General features: G+C 74.8%; 17 protein-coding genes, 1 tRNA gene and 1 pseudogene. 8 read left to right on the forward strand and 11 right to left on the reverse strand.

Annotation, left to right across the window (positions count from 1 at the left end):
- Positions 1–172: 172 nt before the first annotated feature.
- Entirely contained in the window at positions 173–829 is a 657-nt protein-coding gene (locus tag ABTY15_RS03010; protein WP_350575002.1) for a histidine phosphatase family protein, read from the forward strand.
- A gap of 60 nt (positions 830–889) precedes the next feature.
- Here ABTY15_RS03010 and ABTY15_RS03015 read toward each other — a convergent pair whose 3' ends face one another.
- A complete protein-coding gene (locus ABTY15_RS03015; protein ID WP_350575004.1) occupies positions 890–2,539 on the reverse strand; it encodes an NsdA family TPR-like regulatory protein in 1,650 nt (549 codons plus the stop codon).
- 271 nt (positions 2,540–2,810) lie between these two features.
- Between ABTY15_RS03015 and ABTY15_RS03020 the strand changes: the two genes are divergently transcribed.
- The 3 genes from ABTY15_RS03020 (at position 2,811) to ABTY15_RS03030 (ending at position 5,327) form a co-directional block, all read left to right on the forward strand.
- Positions 2,811–3,389 carry a hypothetical protein gene (locus ABTY15_RS03020; protein ID WP_350575007.1) on the forward strand — a complete coding sequence of 193 codons (579 nt, stop codon included), beginning with the start codon at positions 2,811–2,813 and terminating at the stop codon, positions 3,387–3,389.
- Between the two features lie 202 nt (positions 3,390–3,591).
- Positions 3,592–4,545: a spermidine synthase gene (locus ABTY15_RS03025; RefSeq protein ID WP_502893406.1), complete on the forward strand. Its 954-nt coding sequence runs from the start codon at positions 3,592–3,594 to the stop codon at positions 4,543–4,545.
- 308 nt (positions 4,546–4,853) lie between these two features.
- Complete coding sequence (locus ABTY15_RS03030) at positions 4,854–5,327, forward strand: GNAT family N-acetyltransferase (RefSeq protein ID WP_350575012.1); 474 nt, start codon at positions 4,854–4,856, stop codon at positions 5,325–5,327.
- A 21-nt stretch (positions 5,328–5,348) separates the two neighbouring features.
- Here the strand turns inward: ABTY15_RS03030 and ABTY15_RS03035 are convergent, their stop codons facing one another.
- From ABTY15_RS03035 to ABTY15_RS03055, 5 genes and pseudogenes are all read right to left on the reverse strand, one after another.
- Entirely contained in the window at positions 5,349–6,290 is a 942-nt protein-coding gene (locus ABTY15_RS03035; protein WP_350575015.1) for a hypothetical protein, read from the reverse strand.
- A gap of 109 nt (positions 6,291–6,399) precedes the next feature.
- On the reverse strand, positions 6,400–6,846 hold the full coding sequence (locus tag ABTY15_RS03040) for a DUF4442 domain-containing protein (protein WP_196948999.1): 447 nt from the start codon (positions 6,844–6,846) through the stop codon (positions 6,400–6,402).
- Between the two features lie 142 nt (positions 6,847–6,988).
- Positions 6,989–7,064, reverse strand: a tRNA-His gene (locus tag ABTY15_RS03045).
- 165 nt (positions 7,065–7,229) lie between these two features.
- Complete coding sequence (gene orn / locus ABTY15_RS03050; RefSeq protein ID WP_350575018.1) at positions 7,230–7,832, reverse strand: oligoribonuclease; 603 nt, start codon at positions 7,830–7,832, stop codon at positions 7,230–7,232.
- Between the two features lie 932 nt (positions 7,833–8,764).
- Positions 8,765–9,763 (reverse strand): annotated as a pseudogene (locus ABTY15_RS03055) (helix-turn-helix domain-containing protein); the annotation flags it as partial.
- Between the two features lie 893 nt (positions 9,764–10,656).
- Between ABTY15_RS03055 and ABTY15_RS03060 the strand changes: the two are divergent.
- On the forward strand, positions 10,657–11,457 hold the full coding sequence (locus ABTY15_RS03060) for a GNAT family N-acetyltransferase (protein ID WP_350575020.1): 801 nt from the start codon (positions 10,657–10,659) through the stop codon (positions 11,455–11,457).
- 183 nt (positions 11,458–11,640) lie between these two features.
- Here ABTY15_RS03060 and ABTY15_RS03065 read toward each other — a convergent pair whose 3' ends face one another.
- The gene (locus ABTY15_RS03065) at positions 11,641–12,597 is read right to left on the reverse strand and encodes an HAD family hydrolase (protein WP_350575023.1); all 957 of its coding nucleotides are present in this window, start codon (positions 12,595–12,597) and stop codon (positions 11,641–11,643) included.
- Between the two features lie 772 nt (positions 12,598–13,369).
- Between ABTY15_RS03065 and ABTY15_RS03070 the strand changes: the two genes are divergently transcribed.
- The gene (locus ABTY15_RS03070) at positions 13,370–13,849 is read left to right on the forward strand and encodes a universal stress protein (protein WP_350575076.1); all 480 of its coding nucleotides are present in this window, start codon (positions 13,370–13,372) and stop codon (positions 13,847–13,849) included.
- Between the two features lie 82 nt (positions 13,850–13,931).
- On the opposite strand, the gene ABTY15_RS03075 is transcribed toward ABTY15_RS03070, so the two are convergent.
- The 4 genes from ABTY15_RS03075 to ABTY15_RS03090 form a co-directional block, all read right to left on the reverse strand.
- Complete coding sequence (locus ABTY15_RS03075) at positions 13,932–15,122, reverse strand: acyl-CoA dehydrogenase family protein (RefSeq protein WP_350575027.1); 1,191 nt, start codon at positions 15,120–15,122, stop codon at positions 13,932–13,934.
- A gap of 168 nt (positions 15,123–15,290) precedes the next feature.
- On the reverse strand, positions 15,291–16,283 hold the full coding sequence (locus tag ABTY15_RS03080) for a hydroxymethylglutaryl-CoA lyase (protein ID WP_502893407.1): 993 nt from the start codon (positions 16,281–16,283) through the stop codon (positions 15,291–15,293).
- A complete protein-coding gene (locus tag ABTY15_RS03085) occupies positions 16,280–18,556 on the reverse strand; it encodes an ATP-binding protein (RefSeq protein WP_350575031.1) in 2,277 nt (758 codons plus the stop codon). The genes ABTY15_RS03080 and ABTY15_RS03085 overlap by 4 nt, the downstream gene beginning before the upstream one ends.
- Positions 18,557–18,678: 122 nt before the next feature.
- Complete coding sequence (locus ABTY15_RS03090; protein WP_350575034.1) at positions 18,679–20,391, reverse strand: carboxyl transferase domain-containing protein; 1,713 nt, start codon at positions 20,389–20,391, stop codon at positions 18,679–18,681.
- A 132-nt stretch (positions 20,392–20,523) separates the two neighbouring features.
- On the opposite strand from ABTY15_RS03090, the gene ABTY15_RS03095 reads away from it, so the two are divergent.
- Together ABTY15_RS03095 and ABTY15_RS03100 are read left to right on the forward strand one after the other, a co-directional pair.
- Positions 20,524–21,165, forward strand: a complete 642-nt coding sequence (locus ABTY15_RS03095; RefSeq protein ID WP_350575037.1) for an SACE_7040 family transcriptional regulator — start codon at positions 20,524–20,526, stop codon at positions 21,163–21,165.
- Positions 21,166–21,672: 507 nt separating this feature from the next.
- Complete coding sequence (locus tag ABTY15_RS03100) at positions 21,673–25,458, forward strand: ABC transporter ATP-binding protein (protein WP_350575087.1); 3,786 nt, start codon at positions 21,673–21,675, stop codon at positions 25,456–25,458.
- Positions 25,459–25,474 lie beyond the last annotated feature (16 nt).

Raw genomic sequence — 25,474 nt, forward strand, 5'->3', positions numbered from 1 at the left:
GGTGCGGACCGGCTTCTTCCGGCCTGAACCACCCGACAGCCGCCCGCCGACCGCCCGACCCCGGGGCGTGCCACGGCCCGGGATCGTGTCCGCCGTCCGGGTGGGGGATCATGGAACCCGGTGCTCAAGGGTGAGACCGACCGTTGCCACCGCCCCGTTGCGAGGAGCCCCCATGCCCGCCCGAATCGTGCTGGTCCGCCACGGCGAGACCGAATGGTCGGCCACCGGCCGACACACCGGCCGCACCGACATCCCGCTGACCGAGGAGGGTCGTGCGATGGCCCGGGCGCTCGGCGCCCGGCTGGCCAAGGCCCCCTGGAACGGGCTGCCGGACGCGCTGGTCTACACCAGCCCGCTCGGCCGCGCCAAGGAGACCTGCGCGCTGGCCGGCTTCGGCGACCGCGCGGTCGAGCGCCCGGAGCTGCTGGAGTGGGACTACGGGCAGTACGAGGGCCGGACCGGCCCGGACATCCGCGCCACCGACCACCCCGGCTGGCTGATCTGGCGCGACGGCGTGCCCGGCGGCGAGAAGCTCTCCGAGGTGGCCGCCCGGGTGGACGCCTTCCTGGCCGGGCTCAACGAGGAGCACGGCGTCCCCGAGCCGGACACCACCGTCATGCACTGCGCCGACCGGGACGTGGTCCTGTTCGCCCACGGCCACCTGCTGCGCATCCTGACCGCCCGCTGGCTGGGCCTGCCGCCCGAGTTCGCCCAGCGCTTCAAGCTCGGGACGGCCGCCCTGTGCGTGCTGTCCTGGGAGTACGGCGCCCCGGCCGTCGAGGTCTGGAACGACCTGTCCCACCTGGAGGGGGCGGCCGCCGGGCACTGACGGCCGGCTGGGCGCACTGACCGCCCGTCGGGCGTTGGATCACCCCGGCGGCTCCGGGCCTCAGGCCGCCGCCGCCAGGTCGTACCCGGCCAGGAACCGGCGCACCTCGGGCACGGCGGCGTGCGGGCGCAGCCGGTCGGCGGTGTCCGCCAGCATGCTCCGGATCCGGGCCGAGCGGACCTCGCCGAACAGCGCCACCGCGGCCGAGCCGTGGTGCGCCGCACCCGCCAGGTCCCCCCGGCCGAGCCGGTCGTGGGCCAGTTCGGCGGTGTACAGCACCCGGTTGCGGACGAAGTGCGGCTCCTGAAGCGCCATGGCCAGCCCGGCCTGCTCGCTGGCGCGGTCCCAGTCGCCGAGCGCGGACCAGCACTGCGACTGCAGCCCGGCGATCTCGGCCTCGCCGAAGAAGGACATCCACTCCGGATCGGCCTCGGCGGGGCCGCGGTCGAACAGCGTGTACGCCCGGGCGAGCGCGCGTTCACAGGCGGCGCGGTCCCGCAGCAGGGCCCAGCCGCCGGCCTCGCGCATGGCCAGCAGGGCGAGCAGCCGGTCGGAGTCCAGCTGCCGGGCGGCGGCCTGCCCGGCCTGGGCGGCGCGCAGCGCCTCGCGCGGCCGGCCGGCGTCCCGGGCGAGGAAGGCGCTGTTGCAGAAGACGTGCGCCTCCAGGGCGGCGTCGCCGGCCATCCGGGCGGTGGCGAGCGCCTCGGCGTAGAGCGAGCGGGCGTCCCCGAGTCGGTTCGAGTCGTGTGCCAACCAGCCGACGGAGATGGCGAGTTCACCGGCCCCGGCCTGGAGCCGGCGCTCCGTCTCGGTGCTGTACTCGCCCTCGTTGAGCAGCACGTACGCGGTGCGCAGCGACTGCCCGGCCAGCTCGAACAGGGTGTCGCCGCCGCAGACGTCGTCGGCCAGCCGGATGTCCCGGACGGCCTGTTCGACACCGAGCACCTCGGCGGAGCCGACCCGGCGCGGCGGCGGTACCGGCCCGGGTCGGCCGGGGACGATCCCGCCGGTGCCGAACCCGGCGCCGCCGAAGCCGGTGGTGCCGAAGCCGTCGGCACCGGGCGTTCGGGGGTCGAACCCGCCGGTGCCGAGCAGGCCCGGGGCGGTGGCGCCACCGGTGGCGTGGTCGGCGACGGCCGCGGCGGGCCGGTCGATGCCGATCACGGTGGCCAGCGCGGTCGAGCCGCCGGCCAGGAACGTACGGCGACGCACGTCGTCGTTCTCCTCGTCGAGACAGGGCGATCCATCGGGCCCCCGGGGCACCGCGCCGGCCCTCGGCCACGGGGGCCCGTCGGGACCGGCCGGATCCGCGTACGGCGAGGCAGCGTACGGGAGTTGAGTGGAGAGCGGTGAGCGCGGGGCGGGCACGGACGGGAACGCCGGGTGGAGCGGGGGTGCGTCGGCCCTCCCGCCGCGGCCGTCCACTGCGCGGCGGCGGACGGCGGTGCGGGGGGAGAAGCCGAGGTCGGTGAGCGTGCGGTCCGGCCACATGTGCCGGAAGACCCGCTCGTAGGCGTAGTTGGGGCAGCGGATCTCACCGGACTCGACCCGCCCGACGTACCGGGCGTCGCAGGACACGTGCTCGCCGATCTCGCGGGCGGCCCGGCGCACGGCCATGGCGAACTCGCCGGGTGAGCGGTCGCCGCGCAGCGCGCGCATCACGGTGTTGGGGGACGGGCGGGTCGGCTCGGCCGGTGGGGTGGCTGCCATAGCCACCGACAGTACCGGCCGTCACCGACCGACCACAGCCGGTGTGCGGGCGATGTGCGGTCAATTCGGTACATAGCGGGCGTTGTTGCGGAGATCCGCCATGAAATGCCATGCCTTGCTGTAAGGCGCCCCGTGGCCTGGGCCGCCCGCACCGCGTTGTCCTGATACGTGGAAGCCCAGGTCGCCGCCCCGGCCCGCCGCCCGCCCCCAGGCGGCCCCCACCTCCCCGGCGGCATCGCTTCCGACCCGACGAGGTACAGGAGGGCCCGTGATGGCCACCGGACTGCCGCAGTACCGACCCGTCGCCGGAGGTGTGCTCGCCGCGGCCGCCCCCGCCCTGCTCCCCGAACCCGCCGACGACCGGATCCCCGGCCGGGGCCCGGTCGAGGGCGGCCGGGCCCCCTGCGGCGCCCGCCACCCGGGCCACCGGCTGGGCGACCGCCGTGGTGACCGGCTGGGTGACCACCTCGGTGACCGCGTCGGCGACCGCCTCGGCGAGGCGGCCGAGGACACCCTGGTCACCACCTACGACACCGTGACGGTCGCCCTGCGCCACGGCCTGGAGGCGGTCGACATCCTGCGCCTGCGCCGCGCCTGCGGCGCCGTGCTGCAGAGCCGCAACGGCAGCACCGTCGCCTTCCTCGTCCCGGCCGGCACCAGCGACAGCTGGCACCTGCCCGGCAGCTCCTGTACGGCCGGCGCCCTGCTGCCCGCCGCCACCGACCCGCGCTGGGTGATCCCCCCCGCCGGCACCACCCGCCCCAGCCGCCCCACCGACGCCTGGGTCCTGCGCTCCGCCCTGTGCGAGGCCGCCTGCACCCTCACCGCCGGCGGCCTCGGCCCGTTCTAGCGGGCGTGCCGTGCGGATCCCGCCGGGCCGGTGTGCCCGGACCCGCCCCTCCGGCCGGATCCACCCAGCACGCCCCGCGGCCCTGGCGGCCGCCGCCGACCCCTCGACGGGCGCCGCGGCCGCTGCCGACCACGCGGCGGACACCGCTGACCTGCGGGGTCGCCCCGTCCGGTGGTGCGGCCCGGCGGCGATAATGGCCGCCATGGGACGAAGCAGCAGGGCCACCCGTGGTGCCGACCGCAGCACCGGCCGGGCCGCCGAGCGCGGCCGGACGGCGGCCGAGGCCGAGCCGACCGCCACCGGCCCCGGCGGCCGCACCCACGCCCAGGGCCCGCTGACCCGCCCCGTCGGCTCCGGCCTGGCCGAACTGCGCCCCGACCGCGACCGGTCGGCCGCCTGGTCGCTGCTGATCGACGGCGCCCCGCAGTCCCTGGTCGACCTCGCCGACCCCACCCACCTCGGCTTCGAGTACCAGCGCCGGCTCGGCCACCTGATCGACCTGGTCGCCCCGCCCGGCCGCCCGCTCACCGTCCTGCACCTCGGCGGCGGCGCCCTCACCCTGGCCCGCTACGTCGCGGCCACCCGGCCCCGCTCCCGGCAGCAGGTCGCCGAGATCGACACCGCGCTCACCGAACTCGTCCGCACCGAACTCCCGCTGGAACGCGGCTGGCAGATCAAGGTCCGCGGCGCGGACGCCCGCAGCGTGCTGGAACGCGCCCCCGAGGGCGGCGTGGACCTCGTCATCGCCGACGTCTTCTCCGGCGCCCGGACCCCGGCGCACTGCACCACCGTCGAGTTCGCCACCCTCGCCGCCCGCGCCCTCGCTCCCGGCGGCTGGTACACGGCCAACATCGCCGACGGCTCGGCCCTGACCTTCGCCCGCTCCCAGATCGCCACCCTGAGCGCGGTCTTCCCGGAACTGTGCCTGGTCGCCGACCCCGCCGTCCTGCGCGGCAAGCGCTTCGGCAACCTCGTCCTCGCCGCCGCCCACACCCCCCTCCCGATCGCCGACCTCACCCGCCGGGTCGCCTCCGACGCCGCCCACGGCCGGGTCGAACACGGCCGCCCCCTCGCCGACTTCGCCGCCGGCGCCACCCCCACCACGGACACCACCGCCACCCCGTCCCCAGCACCGCCCCCGGGCGTCTTCCACTGACCCCTGGGGCTCGGGCGTCCTGGACGCGTCACGCTTCGCAGTCCCGTCGCGGACTTCGCCGCCGCCGTGCCCGGGTGTTCCGCTGCCCCCGCGCCTCTCACCTACCGGTGCGTCGCGCTCCGCCGCCACGGCCCCCACCCCTTCCCCGCCCCCGGGCGTCTTCCGCTGCCCCGCGCCTCTACCTTCCGGTGCGCCGTGCTCCGCCCGCCCCGTGCCGTCGGCAAATCCGCTGGCGGTGCGCCGAGTTGCGGCTGACAATGGCCGCCACCGTCCGGAATCCGGACGTGGTCGCCGACCGAGGGGATGCCATGCACATCAGACCGGCACGACCGGACGAGGCGGAGCTGCTCACCAAGATCGCCCTGCGGTCCAAGGCCTACTGGGGCTACGACGAGGCCTTCATGGCCGCCTGCCGCGACGAACTGACCGTGGACGCCGCGACGATCGGCCGCATCCACGCGGTGGTGGCCGAGGACGGCGAGCGGGTGCTGGGCTTCGCCACGGTGGTCGGCGCCCCGCCGCAGGGCGCGTTGGACATGCTCTTCGTCGAGCCCGAGCACATCGGCCGCGGCATCGGCCGGGCGCTCCTCGACCACGTCCGCGAGCACGCCGAAGGGCTCGGCTTCCGCCGGCTCCTCATCGACGCCGACCCGAACGCGGAGCCGTTCTACCGGGCGATGGGTGCCACCCGGATCGGCTCCACGCCGTCCGGCTCGATCCCCGGCCGGGAACTCCCGCTGCTGGCGCTGGACCTGGCTGCGGAGACGGCCGCGCAGGCCTGAGCCGCTCAGGCCTGCGCCCGATCAGTGCCCGCGGGGAAGCCCGCGGTGCTTGCACATGGCCGCGCCGGTCAGCAGCAGTCCGGCCGCGATGGGGGCGAGGACAGCCGTCGCGGTGCTGCCGGCCCCGTCGTCCACCGCCGTCACGGTGGCCGTGTCGCTGAGGGCGAGGGTTTCCGGCGTCCCGGTGCCGACCGGTACGGGGGTGGTGCCGCCGGCCCGGCCGGAGGCAGTGGCCGGTCCAGGTGCGCCGTGCCCGTCCCGCGCCGCGTTCTCCCGGGCCGGGGGAGCAGCGCCCGCCCCGGTCGGTCGCGCGGTGGGTGCGGGGGCGCCCGGGTGGCCGGGGCGGCTGCCGCTGCCGCTGTGCGGGGTGGTGGCCGGTGCGGCCGGTTCGCCGTTCCGGGGAGCGCGGGTGTCGGCGGGGTGGGCCTGGGCGGGCACGCTGCCGAGCAGGCCGGAGGCGATCGCGAAGGCGTCGGGGACGGCCGCCCGCTGGCCCGGCAGGGGCAGTCCGCCGGCGCGGATCCGGTCCTGGAGGACTCCGCCGACGGCGCCGGGGACGGTGTCGGGGGCGCCACCGGTGCCGGTCAGTTCCCCGACCAGCCCGGGGGTGTGGGCGGTCTGTCCGGCTGGCTGGTGCCCCGGTCCGGCTGACGTTCCGTCGTGCGCCGGGCCGTCGTGCGCCGCCCCACCGACCGCCTCACCGGCGCCCGTCCCGTCGACCGCCGCCCCACCGACTGCGGTACCCCCGCCCAGGGTGCGTCGGACGGTGGGGTTCGCCTGTTCCGGCAGCGGGTCGGCGGCGGCGTACGCGCCGGTGGCGCCGAGGCCCCAGAGCTGTGCGAGCAGGGCCCCGCCGGCCGCGACCGCGCGCGGGCGGGGCAGCCACCGGCCGGGCGTGCGTCGTGCGCGGGCGACGCCGCGGGGGGCGGGTTCCTGGGGCCTGCTCGCGTGATTGGCTCGCACGTGAGTTGAGAACGAGCGGACGGGGTGTGAGGTCACGCCCGCCGTCACGGACAGTCATCGTGCGAGTTGCCCCGGGGCCGGAGCCCCGGGGCCACCGACCGCCGGGCGGTCAGGAGTTGGGGCGCAGGGTCCAGGTGACGGTCATCACACCGGTGACGGCGCCGTCGGCCCGGGTGATCTCGACGGTGACCGGGAACTCGGGGCGGCCGCCGGCGTCCAGCTCGGCGACGACCTCGGCGGCGGGGCGGCCGAGCACGGCGGTGGCGGTGACATCGCCCATGGCGAGCTTCTTGTACGCGATCTCGGCGTTCACGGCGAGCGGCACGGCCCGCGAGAGCTGGTCGCCGAAGGCGGCGAGCACGATGCAGCCGCTGGCGGACTCGGCGAGGGTGAACATGGCGCCGGCGTGCGGTCCGCCGACGTGGTTGTGGTACGCGGGCTGGTCGGGCAGCCGGAGCACGGCGCGCTCGGGGGTGGTCTCCAGGTACTCGAGCTTGAGGGTGTGCGCCATCGGCACGGTGGAGTCGAGCAGCTGGCCGATCGAAGGAGTCGTCATGGCGACGATGTTACTAGCCGGTAGCTTCGGGCGGCAGGCCAGGCGAGGGGAAAACCCGAACCGTCCTGGCGGCGCGGAGAACTGAGGGAACGCGAAAACGCCCGAGGGGCCGACCTCTTGAAGAGATCGGCCCCTCGGGCTCTGGGGTGAGTGACGGGACTCGAACCCGCGACCACCTGGACCACAACCAGGTGCTCTACCAACTGAGCTACACCCACCATCTGTCCGGTCCGTTCCCGCTCTCGCGTTCCCGTTCCGACAGGAAGAACTCTACAGGATCCGAGAGGGTGCTCGCGCCAGGGTTTCCGCCGGGCGAACGCGGGCACCCCCGCGAACCCCGCGGAGGTGCCCCACCGGCCCGGCCGGGCCGGTGGTCGCGCCGGTCAGTCCGTCGCGGCCTGGTACTTCTCGGCAATGGCACGCGCGGTGTCGGTGTCCGGACCGGGCTGCGGGACGAACACCGCCTCGCGGTAGTACCGCAGTTCGTCGATGCTCTCGCGGATGTCGGCGAGCGCCCGGTGGTTACCGCCCTTCTGCGGGCTGTTGTAGTACGCCTTCGGGTACCAGCGGCGGGCCAGCTCCTTGATCGAGGAGACGTCCACGATCCGGTAGTGCAGGTGCTTCTCCAGCGCGGGCATGTCCCGGGCCAGGAAGCCGCGGTCGGTGGCCACCGAGTTCCCGCACAGCGGCGTCCGGCCGGCCTCGGGCACGTGCTCTCGCACGTACGCGAGCACCCGCGCCTCGGCCTCGGCCAGCGTCACGCCGTGCTCCAGCTCGTCCAGCAGGCCGGAGGCGGTGTGCATCGCGCGCACCACCTCGGGCATGTTCGCCAGCGCCTCCGCCGGCGGGCGGATGATGACGTCGACACCCTCGCCGAGGATGTTCAGCTCGGAGTCCGTCACCAGTGCCGCGACCTCGACCAGGGCGTCCTGGTCGAGGTCGAGGCCGGTCATCTCACAGTCGATCCATACCAAACGGTCATTCACGCAACTCACCCTACGGCGCGATCACGCGCCGCGGGCACCGGTGGAGCCGAGCGGGGTGCCGGGGCATGGCCCTCGGCCCGGTGCTCGTCGGCGCCGGGGTGGGCGCCGTGACCGTCCGGATGCTCGCCGTCCCGGCCGGTGCGGGCCGGGTGGCCGTCGCGGGCCGGACGGGCCTCGCGCGCCGCACGGGCACCGTCCGCGGCCCCGGCCCGGCCGCCCTGCGGACGGACCTGCGGCACCCGGGCCTGCCGTCCCCGCAGCTCGCCCGCCCCGGCCGCCGGCTGCCCGGCGGGGGACGGGGCCGCACCCCGGCCGCCGGCCGCGCCGTGACCGCGCGCGGCGGAGCCCGCCCCGCCGCCCGGCTCGTCGGCGGGCCGCTCGCCCGCGCTGCGGTGCCCCTGGCCCTGGCCGCGCGCCCCCGGCTGGGGGAGCCCGTCCTCGGCCGCCGCGTGCTCCGCGGTGCGTGGCGGACGCCCCGCCCCCGGCCCGGCCTGCGGCGGCACCAGCGGCGGCCGCGCCGGACCGCGCCCCGCACCCTGCTGCCCGGGGTGCGGAGGCTGACCGGCCGGCTGGTGCGGGTACGGCTGCCCGGCGCGGGCGTGGAACGCCTGGGTGGCCGGCGCCCCGGCCTGTCCCGGACCGAACGGACCGGGCTGACCGTGCGGGCCCGGCTGTCCGTGCACGACCGGCACCGGCTGGCCGTGCTGGCCGTGCTGCGCGTGAGCCCCGGCCGGTACCGGCGCTCCGGGCACGCCCTGGCCGGGGTGCCCGAGGTGTCCGGCCATGCCGGGGTGCGCCGGCTGCCCGCCGTGCGCCCCGCCGAACGGCACCCCGTTCGCCGCCGCGGCCGCGGTCGCCGCCGCGTGCGGCAGGGCGCCGGGCAGCCGCAGGTCGCCGCCGTGCGGACCGGCCGGCGCGGCCGACTGCGGCCCGGGCCGGCGCGCCCGGTAGCTGGTCCGGTACGCGGCCGGGGACACCCCGAGCTGACGGCGGAAGTGTCCGCGCAGTGCCACCGGCGAACGGAACCCGCACCGGCGGGCGACGTCGTCCACCGACAACTCCGAGGTCTCCAGCAGCCGCTGTGCCTGGAGCACCCGCTGGGTGATCAGCCACTGCAGCGGCGCGCTGCCGGTGAGCGTGCGGAACCGCCGGTCGAAGGTGCGACGGCTCATGTAGGCGCGCGCCGCCAGCACCTCGACGTCGAACTGCTGGTTGAGGTTCTCCAGCGCCCAGGTGACCACCTCGGCCAGCGGGTCGTTGCCGATCTCCTCCGGTAAAGACTGATCGATGTACTGGGCCTGTCCACCGCCGCCGCGACGGCTCGGCACCACCAGACGGCGGGCCAGCGCGTTGGCCGCCTCGGCGCCGTGGTCGCTGCGCACCACGTGCAGGCAGAGGTCGATGCCGGCGGCGGTGCCGGCCGAGGTGAGCACGTCGCCGTCGTCGACGAAGAGTTCTCGCGGGTCGACGTGCACCCGGGGGTACCGCTTGGCCAGCGTCGGCGCGTACATCCAGTGGGTGGTCGCCGGGCGGCCGTCGAGCAGACCGGCGGCGGCGAGCACGAAGGCGCCGGTGCAGAGTCCGATGATCCGGGCCCCCTCGTGGTGGGCCTTGCGCAGGGCGGTGATCGCCTCGACCGGCGGGGGCTGCGAGATCGAGCGCCAGGCCGGTACGACGATCGTGCCGGCCCGGGCGAGGGCCTCCAGACCGTACGGCGCGGAGAGGGTCAGGCCGCCGGTGGTGGCCAGCGGGCCGTCCTCGCCGGCGCAGACCAGCAGCCGGTAGCGCGGCACACCGGCATCCTGGCGGTCGACCCCGAAGACGGAGAGCGGGATCGAGCTCTCGAAGATCGGGGCCCCGCCGAAGATCAGCACCGCGACGGTCTCCCGGCGGCGCCGGCCCGACAGCTTGCGGGGTGCGTTCGCCACCACCGGGGTCGCGGAGCCGTTCGCGCCGGCCCCGCCGCCGTGGCCGAGCGGCCCGTGCCCGGCGGCGCCGAGGGCGAGGCTGCCGAGCGACCCGGCCGGGCCGCCGGGGAAGCCGGGGCCGCCGGACGTGCCGTTCGGGCCGGGGATGCCGTGCGCCCCGGTGTAGCCGGAGTAGGCGGAGTGGGCGGAGTACTCCGAGCCGTAGGGCGGACCGGGGTTGACGAGGCCTCGGCCGGCGACCGGTCCGCCGTGCTCGGCACCGCCGAAGGCGGCCGAGGGGCCGGCGACGGCGCCGGGGGCGGGCGCCGCGGGGTACGTGGGATGCGTGGCGGCGCCCGAGTGGCCCGGGGTGCCGGAGGTGCGGGTGGTGGCGGCGATCGCGGAGGTGCCAGTGCTTCTCGCGGTCCGACCCGCGATGCCGGCCACCGCCTGGCCGCTGTCAGGACCCGCGTCGCTCCTGCTCACCCTGCTCAAGGCGCTCAAGCCCCCTCGGTGGTGTGGTGTGGGTGGTGCGGCACTGCTAGCCAAGATCGAAATCTATCGGGCGGACCATTGCCGTTGTGACAAGTTCACCATCCGACGCTATGTCGACATGGCAATTTGGCGTGATGCATTCGATCACGAAGCGTGGCACCCGTCGACCCTTCTGGGAAGAGGGCCGGTGCAACGGTGGCTGGTTGTCGCAGGACCGGTCCTGGGGCGTCCGGCTTCCGCGCGCCCGGTCGGCGGGTCTGGGCTGCGGATTTGCCCAAGGAGGAGGGATCCGCGCGAAATTGACCGAAAATCGGCGGTGCACGAGAGGGCGCACGAGCCGGCACCGTGCGCCTCCCAGGCTTCATCCGGCCAGGGCCGGGGCGGCGGAAGCGGGGTGCGGAAGCCGGCGTTACGGTCCTGCTGTGAACACCCTCAGCCGGCTCGAACAGGCCAACGACAATGCCGCCGCCTTCTGGCTCGCCCAGGCCCGCGCGCACGGTTGGCAGTCCAGTACCCGCCGGGGCTGGACGGCGGTCCGCTGCGCCCGGACCCCGGACGACCCGCACCGCTTCGTGGTCACCCGCCCCTACGCCGAACCAGCAGCGGTGGAAGAGGAGTTGGTGGCTGTCCTGGACGCCTGGGCGACCGTCCGCTTCACCGTGGAGGACCCGTACGGCGGGCTCGACCTGGGCCACCTCGGTGCCGACCGGACGTCGGTCATGCCGGTGATGACCCGGGAGCCCGGCCCGGTCGAAGGCGCCACCGCGGTACTCCCGGCGGTCTCCGAGGCGTACGGCGGCGGTTCACTGACGGTCGATGAGGCACTGGACGGCGACACCTTCGCGCAGGTCGAACGGGCCGTCGTCGACGGCTTCCCGCTGCCCAACCGGCAGCCCTGGACCCGTGGCGGCGCGCTCCCGGAGCAACTGCTGGGCGACCCCGGCTGCCGGGCCTGGCTGGGGCGCGTCGACGGTGTCACGGCGGGCGCCTGCCTCACCTTCGACGACGGGCGGGCCACCGGGGTGTACTGGGTCGCCACCCTGCCCGACCAGCGCGGCCAGGGGGTGGCGCGCGCCGTCCTGCGGACCGCCCTGGCCCACGCGCACCCCGACCGCCCGGCCACCCTGGTCGCCACCTCGCAGGGCGAACCGCTCTACCGCACCCTCGGCTTCACCGAACAGGCCCGCACCTGCTGGTGGACCCGCGCAGCCGTGGACGACTGACGGCCGCCGGCTGACGGCTACGGCCGCCGGCGCCCGACGGCCGTTCGCTTCCCGGACGGCCGCTACCCGGCCCCTGTTCCATCACCCCTCGTACGGACGGCCGTTGGGCGCACCACCGGGGTGCCGGGCCGGCCGTCCGCACCCGAGCCCGTACCTGAGCCCGGCCCCCCGCCTGCCCCACGGCTATCCCACGGCTTGTCCCGGTGCCGTGCCCGCCGCCGAGCGCGCTTCGGCGATCACGGCAAGCTCACTGGAGCGGTTTCGGACATCCGAACCCGTTCCCGGGCCCGTCCCCCGGCCCGCGTCGCCGGCCGTCCCGGCGAACAGGGGAACGGGTGCACAGGGGCTGTCCGGGGCGGCCGTCATCGGACGTGCGCCGGACCGCGCGCCGCGGAGCGCCGTCGCGCGCGCCGCCATCCCGGCGGACCGCTGTCGGGCCGGACCGCCCGCGCGGATGCCCGGCCGGGGGGACGGCGCGCCGCGGGCCGCGAGCACCTGCCCGACGGCCTCCGGCAGACCGGCCGCCTTCAGCGTCGGCCGGTAGCCGGCCTCGGCCCAGGGGCGGCCGTGGTGCAGCCAGACGCTGCGCAGCCCGGCCAGCTCGGCCCCGGCGATGTCGGCGGGCGCGTGGTCGCCGATCATCCAGGTGCGCGTCGTCCAGCCCCCGGTGGGCGCGACGCCGCACCGCCGGGCCGCTATCTCGAAGATCAGCGGGTCCGGTTTGACGCAGTCGGCCTCCTCCGAGATGACCCACCCGTCGACCAGTGGCCCCAGCCCGGTCCGCTGGATCTTCTCCAACTGCGGCCCGGTGCCGCCGTTGCTGACGATGCCGAGCGTCCACCCGGCCGCCCGCGCCGCCCGCAGCGCGTCGACGTGCCCGGGCGGGCAGTGGATGTGGGAGTTGATGCCGTGTCGGTAGTGCGCGAGCAGGAACTCGGCGGAGACGTCCAGGCCGTAGCGGCGCCGGACGGCGGACAGTACGGTGCTGCGCGGCACGTAGCCGCCACCGTCGAGGGTGACGAACCAGTCGATGTCGCCGGGCGGAAGGTCGCGTTCGGACAGGAACTCCTGCGCCCAGGCCCGGAAAGCGGCGTCCCTGGGGAGCAGCGTGTTGTCGAGGTCGAACAGGAGCAGGGGCATGCCGAGCATGGTGCCAGCGGCCGCGCCTATGCACTTGGCAAATGCCAAACAGCGTCGCGAAGCCGTGCGAAGTGGCTGGATCGGGTTCCACGGCGCGTTGGGCGGGTGGGACCCGCCGGGCCGGTCGGGGCCGACGGGGCTGGTGGGGTGTGACAGTTCGCGACGCCCCGCAACGGATCGTCGCCGATCCATGACAGTCCGGTCACGGTGTTCCGCTGGCCTGTTGCGTCACCCGGTCCGCTCAGTCAAGCTCCAGAGAACCTCCTTTCTGGAGGGGGCGCGATCGCCTTCGGGCAGGGCGCACTGCCACCGGCGGGCGCATCCCCCTTTCGCGGGAACAACGTCGCTCCGGGGCCTTGCCGCTGGGCGGCGCCACGCGCCCGTCGTACTCTGAAAGGAACAGGTCACATACGGTGCTGCGCGGCGCAGACCGACGTCATCCCGTGGGCGGGCCTGCTGCCCGGGCAGCGTTGTCCTCTCCTGTCGGCCCCTCTCCCTCGAAGAGCCGTGAGCCATGGCTGGTTTTGAGTTCTCCCGACCGGTGGAACCGGACGCGCCCCGCAGTACGGGTGCAGGGACCGGGAGAGACGACGGCCGTGCGGACCCGGGCCGGGACGGCGGCCGAGGCCTCGCGCGTGCCGTGCGCAACATCGCCCGACGTGGTCGGCCCGGCCCACGCCAGCGGCGTGGCGAGCCCCCGGCCGGCCCTGTGGAGCCTCCGGTGACGGGCCGCCCGGGCCCTGGCGGCGACCGCCCGGAGACATCCGGCCCGATCGGTGACCTGCCCACCGAGTCGACCACCCAGGAGGCGGCCGGGCGCTCGCTCGACCCGGTGTTCCAGCACGGTGTGGTGGTCGGCTTCGACGGCTCCCTGTCGAGCGAGCGCGCCCTCGCCTACGCGGTGGGCATGGCGCGTCGCTCACAGTGCGGCCTGGTGATCGTGCACGTCGCCAACCGCCTGCCCGCCACGGTCTGGGCGGGCTGCGAACCTCCCGTCTTCGTCGATCTCCCCGACCACCGGACCGAGGTCCTCGGTCTGGAACTCGCCTGCGCGGACTTCCTTTCCGGGGTGCCGTGGATCCTGGTGGAGCGGGGCGGGGACATCTGCCACGAGATCGAGGAGGTCGGCCGTGAGTACGCCGCCGACGCGATCGTCGTCGGCACCACGCACGGCCTGCTCGGCAAGCTCTTCGGTTCGGTCTCCGGCCGGCTGGCGCGGCGCGCCAACCGCCCGGTGATCGTGATCCCCTGACCGCGCGGTCGTTCCGGCCCTGACCGCGTGCTCGTCCCGGGCCTGACCGCGCTGGTCGCTCAGGCCCTGACCGCGAGCTCGCTCAGGACGAGACGCCGAGCTCCCGGGCGATGAGCATGCGCTGAACCTCCGACGTGCCCTCCCCGATCTCCAGGATCTTGCAGTCGCGCCAGAACCGCGCGACCGGGAACTCGTTCATGAAGCCGTACCCGCCGTGGATCTGGGTCGCCTCGCGGGCGTTGTCGACGGCGGCCTCCGACGAGTACAGCTTCGCGATAGCGGCCTCCTTCTTGAACGGTTCGCCGTGCAGCAGCCGGGAGGCGGCGTCCCGCCAGGCCAGGCGGGAGGTGTGGGCGCGCAGCTCCATGTCGGCAAGCTTGAACTGGATGGCCTGGTTGGCGCCGATCGGCCGGCCGAAGGCCCGGCGCTCGCCGGCGTACTTGACGGACTCGTCGACGCACCCCTGGGCCAGGCCGGTGGCCAGGGCCGCGATCGCGATGCGGCCCTCGTCGAGGATCCGCAGGAACTGGGCGTAACCTCGGCCACGCTCGCCCAGCAGGTTGGCCGCGGGAACGCGGCAGTCGGTGAAGGACAGTTCGCGGGTGTCGGATGCGTTCCACCCGACCTTCGAGTACTTCTTCGAGACCTGGAACCCCGGGGTCCCGGTGGGAACGATGATGGAAGAGATTTCGCGCGTCGGCGAGCGGAATTCGCCTTCTTCACTCGAACGAGCGATCGGTTCCGTGAGGGCGGTGACGGTGACCAGTCCGGTGATGTCGGTGCCGGAGTTGGTGATGAAGCACTTGGTCCCGTTGATGACCCACTCGTCGGTGGTCTCGTCGTACCGCGCGGTGGTGCGGGTCGCCCCGGCGTCCGAGCCGCCCTCGGGCTCGGTGAGGCCGAAGGCGCCGAGGAGTTCGCCGGAGGTCAGGCGGGGCAGCCACTCGCGCTTCTGCTCCTCCGTCCCGAAGCGGTAGATCGGCATCGCACCGAGCGAGACGGCGGCCTCCAGGGTGATCGCCACCGAGGAGTCGACGCGGGCGAGTTCCTCCAGCGCGATGCCGAGGGCGAAGTAGTCGCCGCCCATGCCGCCGTACTCCTCGGGGAAGGGCAGGCCGAACAGGCCCATCCGCCCCATCTCGCTGACGATCTCGTAGGGGAACTCCTCCCGCTCGTAGAACTCGCCGATCTTCGGTGCGACCACGTCCTGGGCGAACTCGGCGACGGTGCGCCGCAGTTCCTCGTATTCGCTGCTGAGCCGGTGGTCGAACATGGTGATCCTCCTGGGGCCCGGCCGGGGTGGCCGCGGGCGGAAGCGGGATGACCGGCGTCCGTCTGACGGTGTGACGGTCGTACGGTCCGGTTGAGGGATGAACGTGGTGCGCGGTGCCGGCCGGCTGCGGTCGCGGACCGGCCGGCACCGGGGGAGTCGCGGGGCGGATCAGCCCCGGGAGGCGCCGAGCAGCGCCTGGACGGTGCGGGACGGGCTCGGGCGGCCGAGGCGCTCGGCCATCCAGCCGCTGGTGGCGACCAGCGCGCGCAGGTCGACCCCGGTCCGGATGCCGAGCCCGTGCAGCATCCACACCAGGTCCTCGGTGGCCAGGTTGCCGGTGGCGCTCTTCGCGTACGGGCAGCCGCCCAGGCCGCCGGCGGAGGCGTCCACCGTGGTGACGCCCTCGCGCAGCGCCGCCAGGGTGTTGCTGAGCGCCTGGCCGTAGGTGTCGTGGAAGTGCACGGCGAGCCGGTCGGCCGGCACCCCGGCCCGGGCGAAGCCGGCGAGCAGGGTGGAGACCTGGCCCGGGGTGGCCACGCCGATGGTGTCGCCGAGGCTCAGCTCCGCGCAGCCCATCTCCAGCAGCCGCACGCCGAACCCGACCACCTGGGAGACCGGGACCGGGCCCTCCCACGGGTCGCCGAAGCACATCGAGAGGTAGCCGCGGACGGGGACCCCGGCCTCGGTGGCCCGCTCGACGACCGGGCGGAACATCTCCATCGCCTCGTCCGCCGAGCGGTTGAGGTTGCGGCGGGCGAAGGTCTCGGTGGCGCTGGCGAACACCGCGATGTCGGTGGCGTGGTGGGCGAGCGCCCGGTCGAGGCCGCGCTCGTTGGGCACCAGCACGGGCAGTCGCAGGCCGGGGTGACGCTCCGGCAGGTCGGCGAGCCGGGGCATCAGCTCCTCGGCGTCGGCCAGCTGCGGTACCCATTTCGGGTGAACGAAGCTGGTCGCCTCGACGGTGCGCAGCCCGGCGGCCGCGAGCCGGGCGATGAACTCGGCCTTGACCTCTACGGGCACCAGCGAGCCCTCGTTCTGCAGCCCGTCGCGCGCTCCGACCTCGTGGATCCGGACCTGCTCGGGCAGGCCCGGGGCGCGGACCGGGTCCGGCAGGCCCAGGTCGAGCGCGTCGGGCTCGCGGGCGGGGGTGGGGGCGGTCACGACCGCACCTCCGCGGGGGCCTCGGCGTCCGCCGGGGCGGCCGGTTCGGCGCCGCCCTCCTCGGCGGGGGCGACCACGACCAGCAGCTCCTCCATCGCGACGGTGGCGCCGGCGGTGGCCCGCAGCTCGGTCACGACGCCGTCGTGCGGCGCGGCGATCACGTGTTCCATCTTCATGGCCTCCAGGACGAGCAGGGGCTGGCCCTTGCGGACCGTCTCGCCCGCCGTGGTCTTGACGACGGTGACGGTGCCGGGCATCGGGGCGGTCAGGGCGCCGTGGTGCGCGCCGGCGCCGCCGGTGCTCTCGACGACCGGGTCGTAGGCGTGCAGCGGCCAGGCGTCGCCCTCGATGCCGAGCCAGGTCACCGGGCCGGCGGGGAGTCCGGGGGTGGCGTCGACGGCCAGCGTGAAGGTCGTCTGCAGACCGTCGACGGTGACGTGCAGCCGGTCGCCGGACCGGGTCGCCCGGGCGCGGTGCACGGGGCCGCCGTCCAGCTGGAGCTCCACCTCGCGGGTGACGCCGGAGGAATTGTCAGTGGCGTCGGTTACGTTGCCCGCAGTGATCGAACGGATGCGCACCGGCACCGGATCCTGGCCGGGGGTGCGGAGTCGGTGGGTGGTCCAGGCGGGGGTGCCGCCCAGGCGCCAGCCGGAGGGAAGGGAGAACGGGTCGGTCCAGCCGTCCGGGTCGGCGGGCGGGGTGAGGTCCAGGTGCCGTGCCAGCGCGGCCGCGTAGTAGAGGAGGTGGGCAGGTGACGGTGGTTCGGCCGTCAGCGGGTCGGTCGCAGCGGCGTCGGTCCGGTGCGCGGGGTGGTCCTGGGCCGCGTTGGCCGGGGAGTACGGCGCGGCGAGCAGGGCCGGCTGCTGCTGGGCCGTCTGTTCCACCAGGCCGGTGTCCAGTCGGCCGGCGACGACGTCGGGGTGTGCGAGCAGTCGTCGGAGGAAGCCCGTGTTGGTGGTGACGCCCAGGATGCGGGTGTCGGCCAGCGCGGCACGGAGCCGGCGCAGCGCGGTCGGGCGGTCGGGCCCGTACGCGATGACCTTGGCGAGCATGGGGTCGTAGGCGCTGGTGATGACGGATCCGGGGGCGACCCCGGAGTCGACGCGCACGCCCTCGCCCTGGGGCTCGTCCAGGGTGAGGATGCGGCCGCCGGTGGGCAGGAAGTCGCGCTCCGGGTCCTCGGCGCAGATACGGGCCTCGATGGCGTGGCCCAGGAAGGAGATGTCGGACTGGCCGAAGGAGAGCCGCTCGCCGGCGGCGATCCGCAGCTGCCACTCCACCAGGTCGAGGCGGGCCGCGTCGGCGCCGACGGCGATGGCGAGCTCGGTGACGGGGTGTTCCACCTGGAGACGGGTGTTCATCTCCATGAAGAAGAAGTCCCGTACCCCCTCGGCGGGGGCGGGGGAGTCCGGGTCGATGCCGGGGACGATGAACTCCACGGTGCCGGCCCCGGTGTAGCCGCAGGACTCCGCGGCGCGTACGGCCGCGGCGCCCATCGCGGCACGGGTCTCCTCGTTGAGGAGGACGGAGGGAGCCTCTTCGATCAGTTTCTGATGGCGGCGCTGAAGGCTGCACTCGCGCTCGCCGAGGTGGACGGTGGTGCCGTGGGCGTCGGCGAGCACCTGCACCTCGATGTGGCGCGGGCGGTCGATCCAGCGCTCCAGCAGCAGGGTGTCGTCACCGAACGCGGTCCGGGCGACGCGGCGGGCCGCGGCGATCTCGGTGGGCAGCTCGGCCGGGTCCCGCACCAGGCGCATGCCCTTGCCGCCGCCGCCGGCGGACGGCTTGAGCAGCACCGGGTAGCCGATCTCGTCGGCGGCCGCGACGAGTTCGTCGTCGGAGGGCGCGGTGGCCTGGCTCCCGGGGACGACCGGGACGCCGGCGGCCCGGACGGCCTCCTTGGCGTTGATCTTGTCGCCCATCAGCTCGACCGCAGTGGGAGGAGGTCCGATGAAGGCGAGGCCCGCGTCGGCGCAGGCGCGGGCGAAGCCGGCGTTCTCGGCGAGGAAGCCGTAGCCGGGGTGAACGGCCTGGGCGCCGGTGCGGCGGGCGGCGGCGAGGATCTGGTCGGTCCGCAGGTAGGTCTCGGCGGCGGAGCTGTCGCTGCGGTCGGCCGGGCCGAGCCGCACCGCGACGTCCGCCTCGCGGACGTGCGGGGCGTCGGCGTCCGCGTCGCTGAACACGGCGACCGAACGCACGCCGAGCCGCCGCAGGGTGCGGATCACCCGGAGGGCGATCTCGCCGCGGTTGGCGACCAGAACTGTGTCGAACATGGGAGGCGTTCCTCCGGGTCGAGGGGAGCCGTACGAAGGAGGTGGAGGGTGGCGGTGGGCGGGAACGGCGCCGGCCGGGGCGGTGCGCCGGCGCCGTCGAAGTCACGCCCGGAAGGAGGGGGTCACATGCGGAAGACGCCGTAGGGCGCGGGCGCCGGGAGCGGGGCGTTGGCACAGGCGGTGAGGGCGAGGCCGACGACGGTGCGGGTGTCCATCGGGTCGATCACGCCGTCGTCCCAGAGTCGTGCGGTGGCGTAGTAGGCGTTGCCCTGACGCTCGTACTGCTCGCGGACGGGGCGCTTGAACTCCTCCTCCGCCTCGGTCGGCCACTGCTCGCCGTGCGCCTCCAACTGGTCGCGGCGGACGGTGGCGAGGACGGAGGCCGCCTGCTCCCCGCCCATGACGGAGATCTTCGCGCCCGGCCACATCCACAGGAAGCGGGGCGAGTAGGCCCGGCCGCACATCGAGTAGTTGCCGGCTCCGTACGAGCCGCCGATCACCACGGTCAGCTTCGGGACGCGGGTGCAGGCGACGGCGTTCACCATCTTGGCGCCGTGCTTGGCGATGCCGCCCGACTCGTACTGCCGGCCGACCATGAAGCCGGTGATGTTCTGCAGGAAGAGGAGGGGGATGCCGCGCTGGTCGCACAACTCGATGAAGTGGGCGCCCTTGAGGGCCGACTCGGCGAACAGCACACCGTTGTTGGCGACGATGCCGACGGGGTGGCCGTGGATCCGGGCGAAGCCGGTGACCAGGGTCGCGCCGTACTCGGCCTTGAACTCGGCGAACCGGCTGCCGTCGACCAGCCGGGCGATCACCTCGCGCACGTCGTACGGCGTGCGCGGGTCGACCGGCACGGCGCCGTACAGCCCGGCCGGGTCCACGGCCGGCGGCTCGACCGGGGTGAGCGGCCACGGCCTGGCCGGGCGCGGGCCGAGCCCGGCCACGATCGTGCGGACGATGGAGAGGGCGTGGGTGTCGTCCTCGGCCAGGTGGTCCGTCACGCCCGAGGTACGGGAGTGCAGCTCGCCGCCGCCCAGTTCCTCGGCGGTGACCACCTCGCCGGTGGCGGCCTTCACCAGCGGCGGCCCGCCCAGGAAGATCGTGCCCTGGTTGCGGACGATCACGGCCTGGTCGCTCATCGCCGGGACGTACGCGCCACCGGCCGTGCAGGAGCCGAGCACGGCGGCGATCTGCGGGATGCCCGCGGCCGAGAGCCGGGCCTGGTTGTAGAAGATCCGGCCGAAGTGGTCGCGGTCCGGGAACACCTCGTCCTGCATGGGGAGGAAGGCGCCGCCGGAGTCCACCAGGTAGACGCAGGGCAGCCGGTTCTCCAGCGCGACCTCCTGGGCGCGCAGGTGCTTCTTCACCGTCATCGGGTAGTAGGTGCCGCCCTTGACAGTGGCGTCGTTGGCGACCACCACCACCTCGCGGCCGGCGACCCGGCCGATGCCCGCGATCACTCCGGCCGCGGGCGCGGCCCCGTCGTACATCCCGTCGGCGGCCAGCGGGGCCAGCTCCAGGAAGGGCGAGGCCGGGTCGAGCAGGGTGTCCACGCGGTCGCGGGGGAGGAGCTTGCCGCGGGCCGTGTGGCGGGCGCGGGCCTTGGCGCCCCCACCGAGGGCCGCCGCGTCGAGCTTCCCGCGCAACTCGGCGACCAGGGCCTGATGCGCCTCGGTGTTGGCCCGGAAGGCCTCGGAGCCCGGGTCGACCGAGGTGCCGAGCCGGGGTGCCGGAGCGGCGGCTCCCGGCGGTACGGCACTCGGCGCCGCCGGGGCGCCGTTCGCTGCGCTGCCATGGACGCCGGCGGGTACGCCGGCGGTTGAGATGACCATTCCCAAGAGCTCCCTTGCCCTCGGCACCAGGTGGGCGGCCGGGTGCGGGTCGCCCATGATCCCCACGTTAATTAACGTTAACTTACGCGCCCAGGTTAACGGCCGATAACCCGACTGTCTACGATGGGCAGCATGCCGAACGTCCCCGCAGCCTCCGCGCTCCCACGCCGCGACCAGATCCGCCGGGAGGCCGCGCGACTGTTCGCCGCCCGGGGCTTCCTCGGCGTGGGCGTGGACGAGATCGGCAAGGCCGTGGGCATCAGCGGCCCGGGTCTCTACCGCCACTTCGCCGGCAAGGACGCGATGCTGGCCGATCTGCTGATCGGCATCAGCGAGCGCCTGCTGGAGGAGGGCCGGCGTCGGGCGGGCGGCGGCGACGGTCCGGCCGCCGCGCTGGACGCCCTGATCGGCGGCCACGTCGAGTTCGCCCTCGACGACCGCGACCTGATCACCCTGCACGACCGCGAGCTGCTGAACCTCAAGGAGGAGGACCGCCGCACCGTCCGCCGGCTCCAGCGCGGCTACGTCGAGCTGTGGGTGGACGTGGTCCGGCAGGCCTACCCGCCGCTGGCCGACCCCGGCGCCGAGCCGGTGGCCCGGGCCGCCGTGCACGCCGTGTTCGGCCTGATCAACTCGACCCCGCACAGCCTCGGCCCCAACCCGGCCCAGGGTGAGCGAACCGGCCTCCAGCGCGACGGCATGGCCGCCCTGCTGCACAGCCTGGCCCACGGCGCCTTCGCGGCGGCCGCCGACTCCGCGTCCGCCCACCACTGACCCCGCCCGGGCGGCGACCACAGGCCTGGTTGCACCCCCGCGCTCGGCTGCGACCTCGGACCCAGCTGCGCCCCGTGCCTGGTCGCGACCCCGTGCCCCGCCATGCCTGCGGCCTAGGTCCAAAGAAGGGGGCTCGCCCGCCCCGCGGCCGCTGGGCGGGTGCCGGTCCGTCCGCGACCCTGGAGGGAGGCGGGGCAAGGTGCGGGGCCGGTTCGGCAGTGCGCTCGTTCGAACGGGAATCAGCGCAGGCCGCGGGCTGTTGGCCACTCCGCCGGACCGGACGATCCGGGCTGCCCGGGCTCATTCCCCGGCGCTGTCCCGGTCGGAAAACGCCTTGGCGGCCACCCGACGAGATGATTAGACTCCCTAAATATGCCTGAGACTCACGGATCCATGGTGGAGCGTTCCCCGAGCGACTCACCGGCCCCCGGCCAGACCCCGGAGACGGCCGGCCAGAGACCGCAGATCCCCGACGACCCCCGGCACGCCAGCTGGCTGCGCCGCCTGATGGGGTACTGCCGGCGCTCGCGTCGCAGCGTGCTGCTCGCCTTCGGTGCCTCGCTCCTCGGCATGGCGGTCACCTCGCTGATGCCGCTGATCACCAAGGTGATCATCGACGACGTCATCACCGCGCACACCCGCTCGCTGGCCCCCTGGGCGGTGCTGCTGCTGCTCGCCGCCGCCGTGGTCTTCGGCTGCACCCAGGTCCGCCGCTACTACGGCGGCCAGCTCGCCGTCGACGTCCAGCACGACCTGCGCAGCGACCTGTTCCGCTCGCTCGGCCGCCTCGACGGCCACCGCCAGGACCGGCTGGACACCGGCCAGGTGGTCGGCCGTGCGACCTCCGACCTCCAGCTGGTCAACGGCCTGCTCTCGATGCTGCCGATGATGACCGGCTACCTGCTGATGTTCGTCATGTCGCTGGCCGTGATGATCTGGCTGTCCCCGCCGCTCACCCTGATCGCCCTGGTGATGGCCCCGGTGCTGTGGTGGGTCACCGGGCTCAGCCGCAAGCGCCTGTTCCCCTCCACCTGGGCCGCCCAGCAGGAGGCGGCCGCCGTGGCGGGCGTGGTGGACGGGGCGATCGGCGGCGTCCGGGTGGTCAAGGGCTTCGGGCAGGAGGCGCAGGAGCTGGACAAGCTGGAGGACGCCTCCCGCCACCTCTTCGCCGCCCGGCTCCGGTCGATCCGGCTGAACGCCCGGTACAACCCGGCGATGCAGGCCGTCCCCGCGTTCGCGCAGGTCGCGGTGCTGGCGTTCGGCGGCTGGCTGGCCGTCGAGGGCCAGGTCTCGCTGGGCACCTTCGTCGCCTTCTCCACCTACGTCGCGCAGATGACCGGCCCGGTGCGGATGCTCACCATGGTCATCACGGTCGGCCAGCAGGCCCGGGCCGGCGTGGAGCGCGTCCTCCAGCTGATCGACGAGCGCCCGCTGGTCCAGGAGCGTCCGGACGCCGTCGCCCTCGACCTGACCGCCACCCCGACCGCCCACCCGGCCGAGGGGCGCGCGGACGCCGCGCCGGCCGGAGCCCCACGCACCCCCGACGTGGCCCTGGAGTTCGACCAGGTCGAGTTCCGTTACGACCCCGAGCACCCGGCTCCCGTCCTGCACGGCCTCAGCCTGAAGCTGGCCCCCGGCGAGACCCTCGCCCTGGTCGGCGCGTCCGGCTCCGGCAAGTCGACGGTGGCGCAGCTGGTGCCCCGGTTCTACGATCCGGCGTCCGGCGCCGTCCGCCTCTACGGCCACGACCTGCGCGACCTCACCCTCGACTCGGTCCGCGCGGCGGTGGGCATCGTCCCCGAGGAGAGCTTCCTGTTCTCGGAGTCGGTCCGGACCAACATCGCCTACGGCCGCCCGGACGCCACCGACGAGCAGGTCGTCGCAGCCGCACGCGCCGCCCAGGCCGACGAGTTCGTCCGCGAGCTGCCGGACGGCTACGACACCAAGGTCGGCGAGCAGGGCATGACCCTCTCCGGCGGTCAGCGCCAGCGCATCGCCCTGGCCCGGGCGATCCTCACCGACCCCCGCATCCTGCTGCTGGACGACGCCACCTCGGCGGTGGACCCGCAGGTCGAGGCGGAGATCCACGACGCGCTGCGCTCGGTGATGACCGGCCGCACCACGCTGCTCATCGCGCACCGCCGCTCGACCCTCCAACTCGCCGACCGGATCGCCGTCCTGGACCACGGCCGGCTGCTGGACATCGGGACGCACGAGGAACTCGAAGCCCGATGTCCCCGGTACCGGGCCCTGATCACCGACCCCGAGGCCGGCAAGGCACCCCGCCACCCCGAGGCCGAGCCGACCGCGACACCGACGGCGACACCGGCCACGACCCCGGCGGGGACCCCGGCCCCCGCCGAGGCGCAGCAGGCACAGCAGGCGCCGCAGATCACCCCGGCCACCCCCGCCCTGGTCAAGGCGGCCCGCACCGCCGACCCCGACCCCGACCTGCTGGCGAAGGTCGCCGCCCTCCCGCCGGCCACCGACACCCCGGCGATCCCGCGCGCCGAGGCCGAGGCCGGCGACCCGGACTTCACCCTCCGCCGCCTGCTGCGCCCCTTCCGGGCCCCGCTCGCCCTCGCCCTCCTGCTGGTCGCGCTGGACGCCGGCGCCGGCCTGGTGCTGCCGATCCTGATCCGGCACGGCATCGACGAGGGCGTCAGCAAGGCCATGATGTCCGGGGTCGCCGTGGCCGCGCTCACCGCGCTGGTGGTGGTCCTGCTGGACTGGGTGGTGCAGAGCGCCGAGAACCGGGTCAGCGGTCGCACCGGCGAGCGTGTCCTCTACGTGCTCCGGCTCAAGATCTTCGCCCACCTCAACCGGCTCGGCCTGGACTACTACGAGCGCGAGCTGTCCGGGCGGATCATGACCCGGATGACCACCGACCTGGACTCGCTGACGTCCTTCCTGCAGACCGGCGTGGTCACCGCTGTGGTCAGCCTGCTGACCTTCGTCGGGATCTTCGCCGCACTGCTGATCATCGACGCCGGCCTGGCCCTGGTGGTCTTCGCGGTGCTTCCCCTGCTGGTGATCGCGACGCTGGTGTTCCGCAAGAAGTCCAAGGACCAGTACGAGATCTCCCGGGACCTCATCAGCACCGTCAACGCCGATCTTCAGGAGAACGTGGCCGGCATGCGGATCGTCCAGGCCTTCCGCCGCTTGGACGCCAACACCGACCGCTTCGTCGCCCGGGGCATCGCCTACCGCGACGCCCGGGTCCGCGCCCAGCTGTACATCTCGCTGTACTTCCCGTTCGTCCAGTTCCTCTCCACCGTGGCCGGCGCGCTGGTGCTGATCGTGGGCGCGTCCCGGGTCGACAGCGGCACCCTGACGGTCGGCGCGCTGGTCGCGTACCTGCTCTACATCGACCAGTTCTTCGCCCCGGTCAACCAGCTGTCCCAGGTGTTCGACGGCTACCAGCAGGCTGCGGTGGGCCTGGGCCGGATCCGCGAGCTGCTGCGCACCCCGACCACCACCGCCGAGGCGGCCGAACCGGTCCGGGTCCCCGGGAGGCTGCGCGGCGAGATCACCTTCGAGGGCGTCGGCTTCGCGTACAACGGCGGCGCGGACGGCGCGCCGGACGTGCTCACCGGGGTGGACCTGCACATCCCCGCCGGACAGACGGTGGCCCTGGTCGGGGAGACCGGCGCCGGCAAGTCCACGCTGGTGAAGCTGGTCGCCCGGTTCTACGACGCGACCGAGGGCACCGTGCGGGTCGACGGGGTCGACCTCACCCGCTACGACCTGGCGCAGTACCGCCACCGGCTGGGCGTGGTGCCGCAGGAGGCCTACCTGTTCGCGGGCACGGTCCGGGAGGCCATCGCCTACGGGCGGCCCTCGGCCTCGGCGGCCGAGGTGGAGGCGGCGGCCCGGGCGGTCGGCGCGCACGAGATGATCCTCCGGCTGTCCGGTGGCTACGACCACGAGGTGGCCGGCCGCGGCCGCAACCTCTCGGCGGGCCAGCGCCAGCTGATCGCCCTGGCCCGGGCCGAGCTGGTCGACCCGGACATCCTGCTGCTCGACGAGGCCACCGCGGCGCTCGACCTGGCCACCGAGGCGGCGGTCAACCAGGCCGCGGACCGGCTCAGCGGCGGCCGCACCACCCTGGTCATCGCCCACCGCCTGACCACCGCCGAGCGCGCCGACCGGGTCGTCGTGCTGGACCACGGCCGGGTGGTCGAGGACGGCACGCACACCGAGCTGCTCGCCCGCGGCGGGGCGTACGCCCAGCTCTGGCAGGCCTTCATCGCGGACGGACACCCGGCGGTCGAGCCCGTCGCCGCCGGGTAGCACCGCCGCGGGACGG

Origin of the sequence: Kitasatospora sp. NPDC097643 (genome assembly GCF_040302625.1) — a bacterium.
Classification (GTDB): domain Bacteria; phylum Actinomycetota; class Actinomycetes; order Streptomycetales; family Streptomycetaceae; genus Kitasatospora.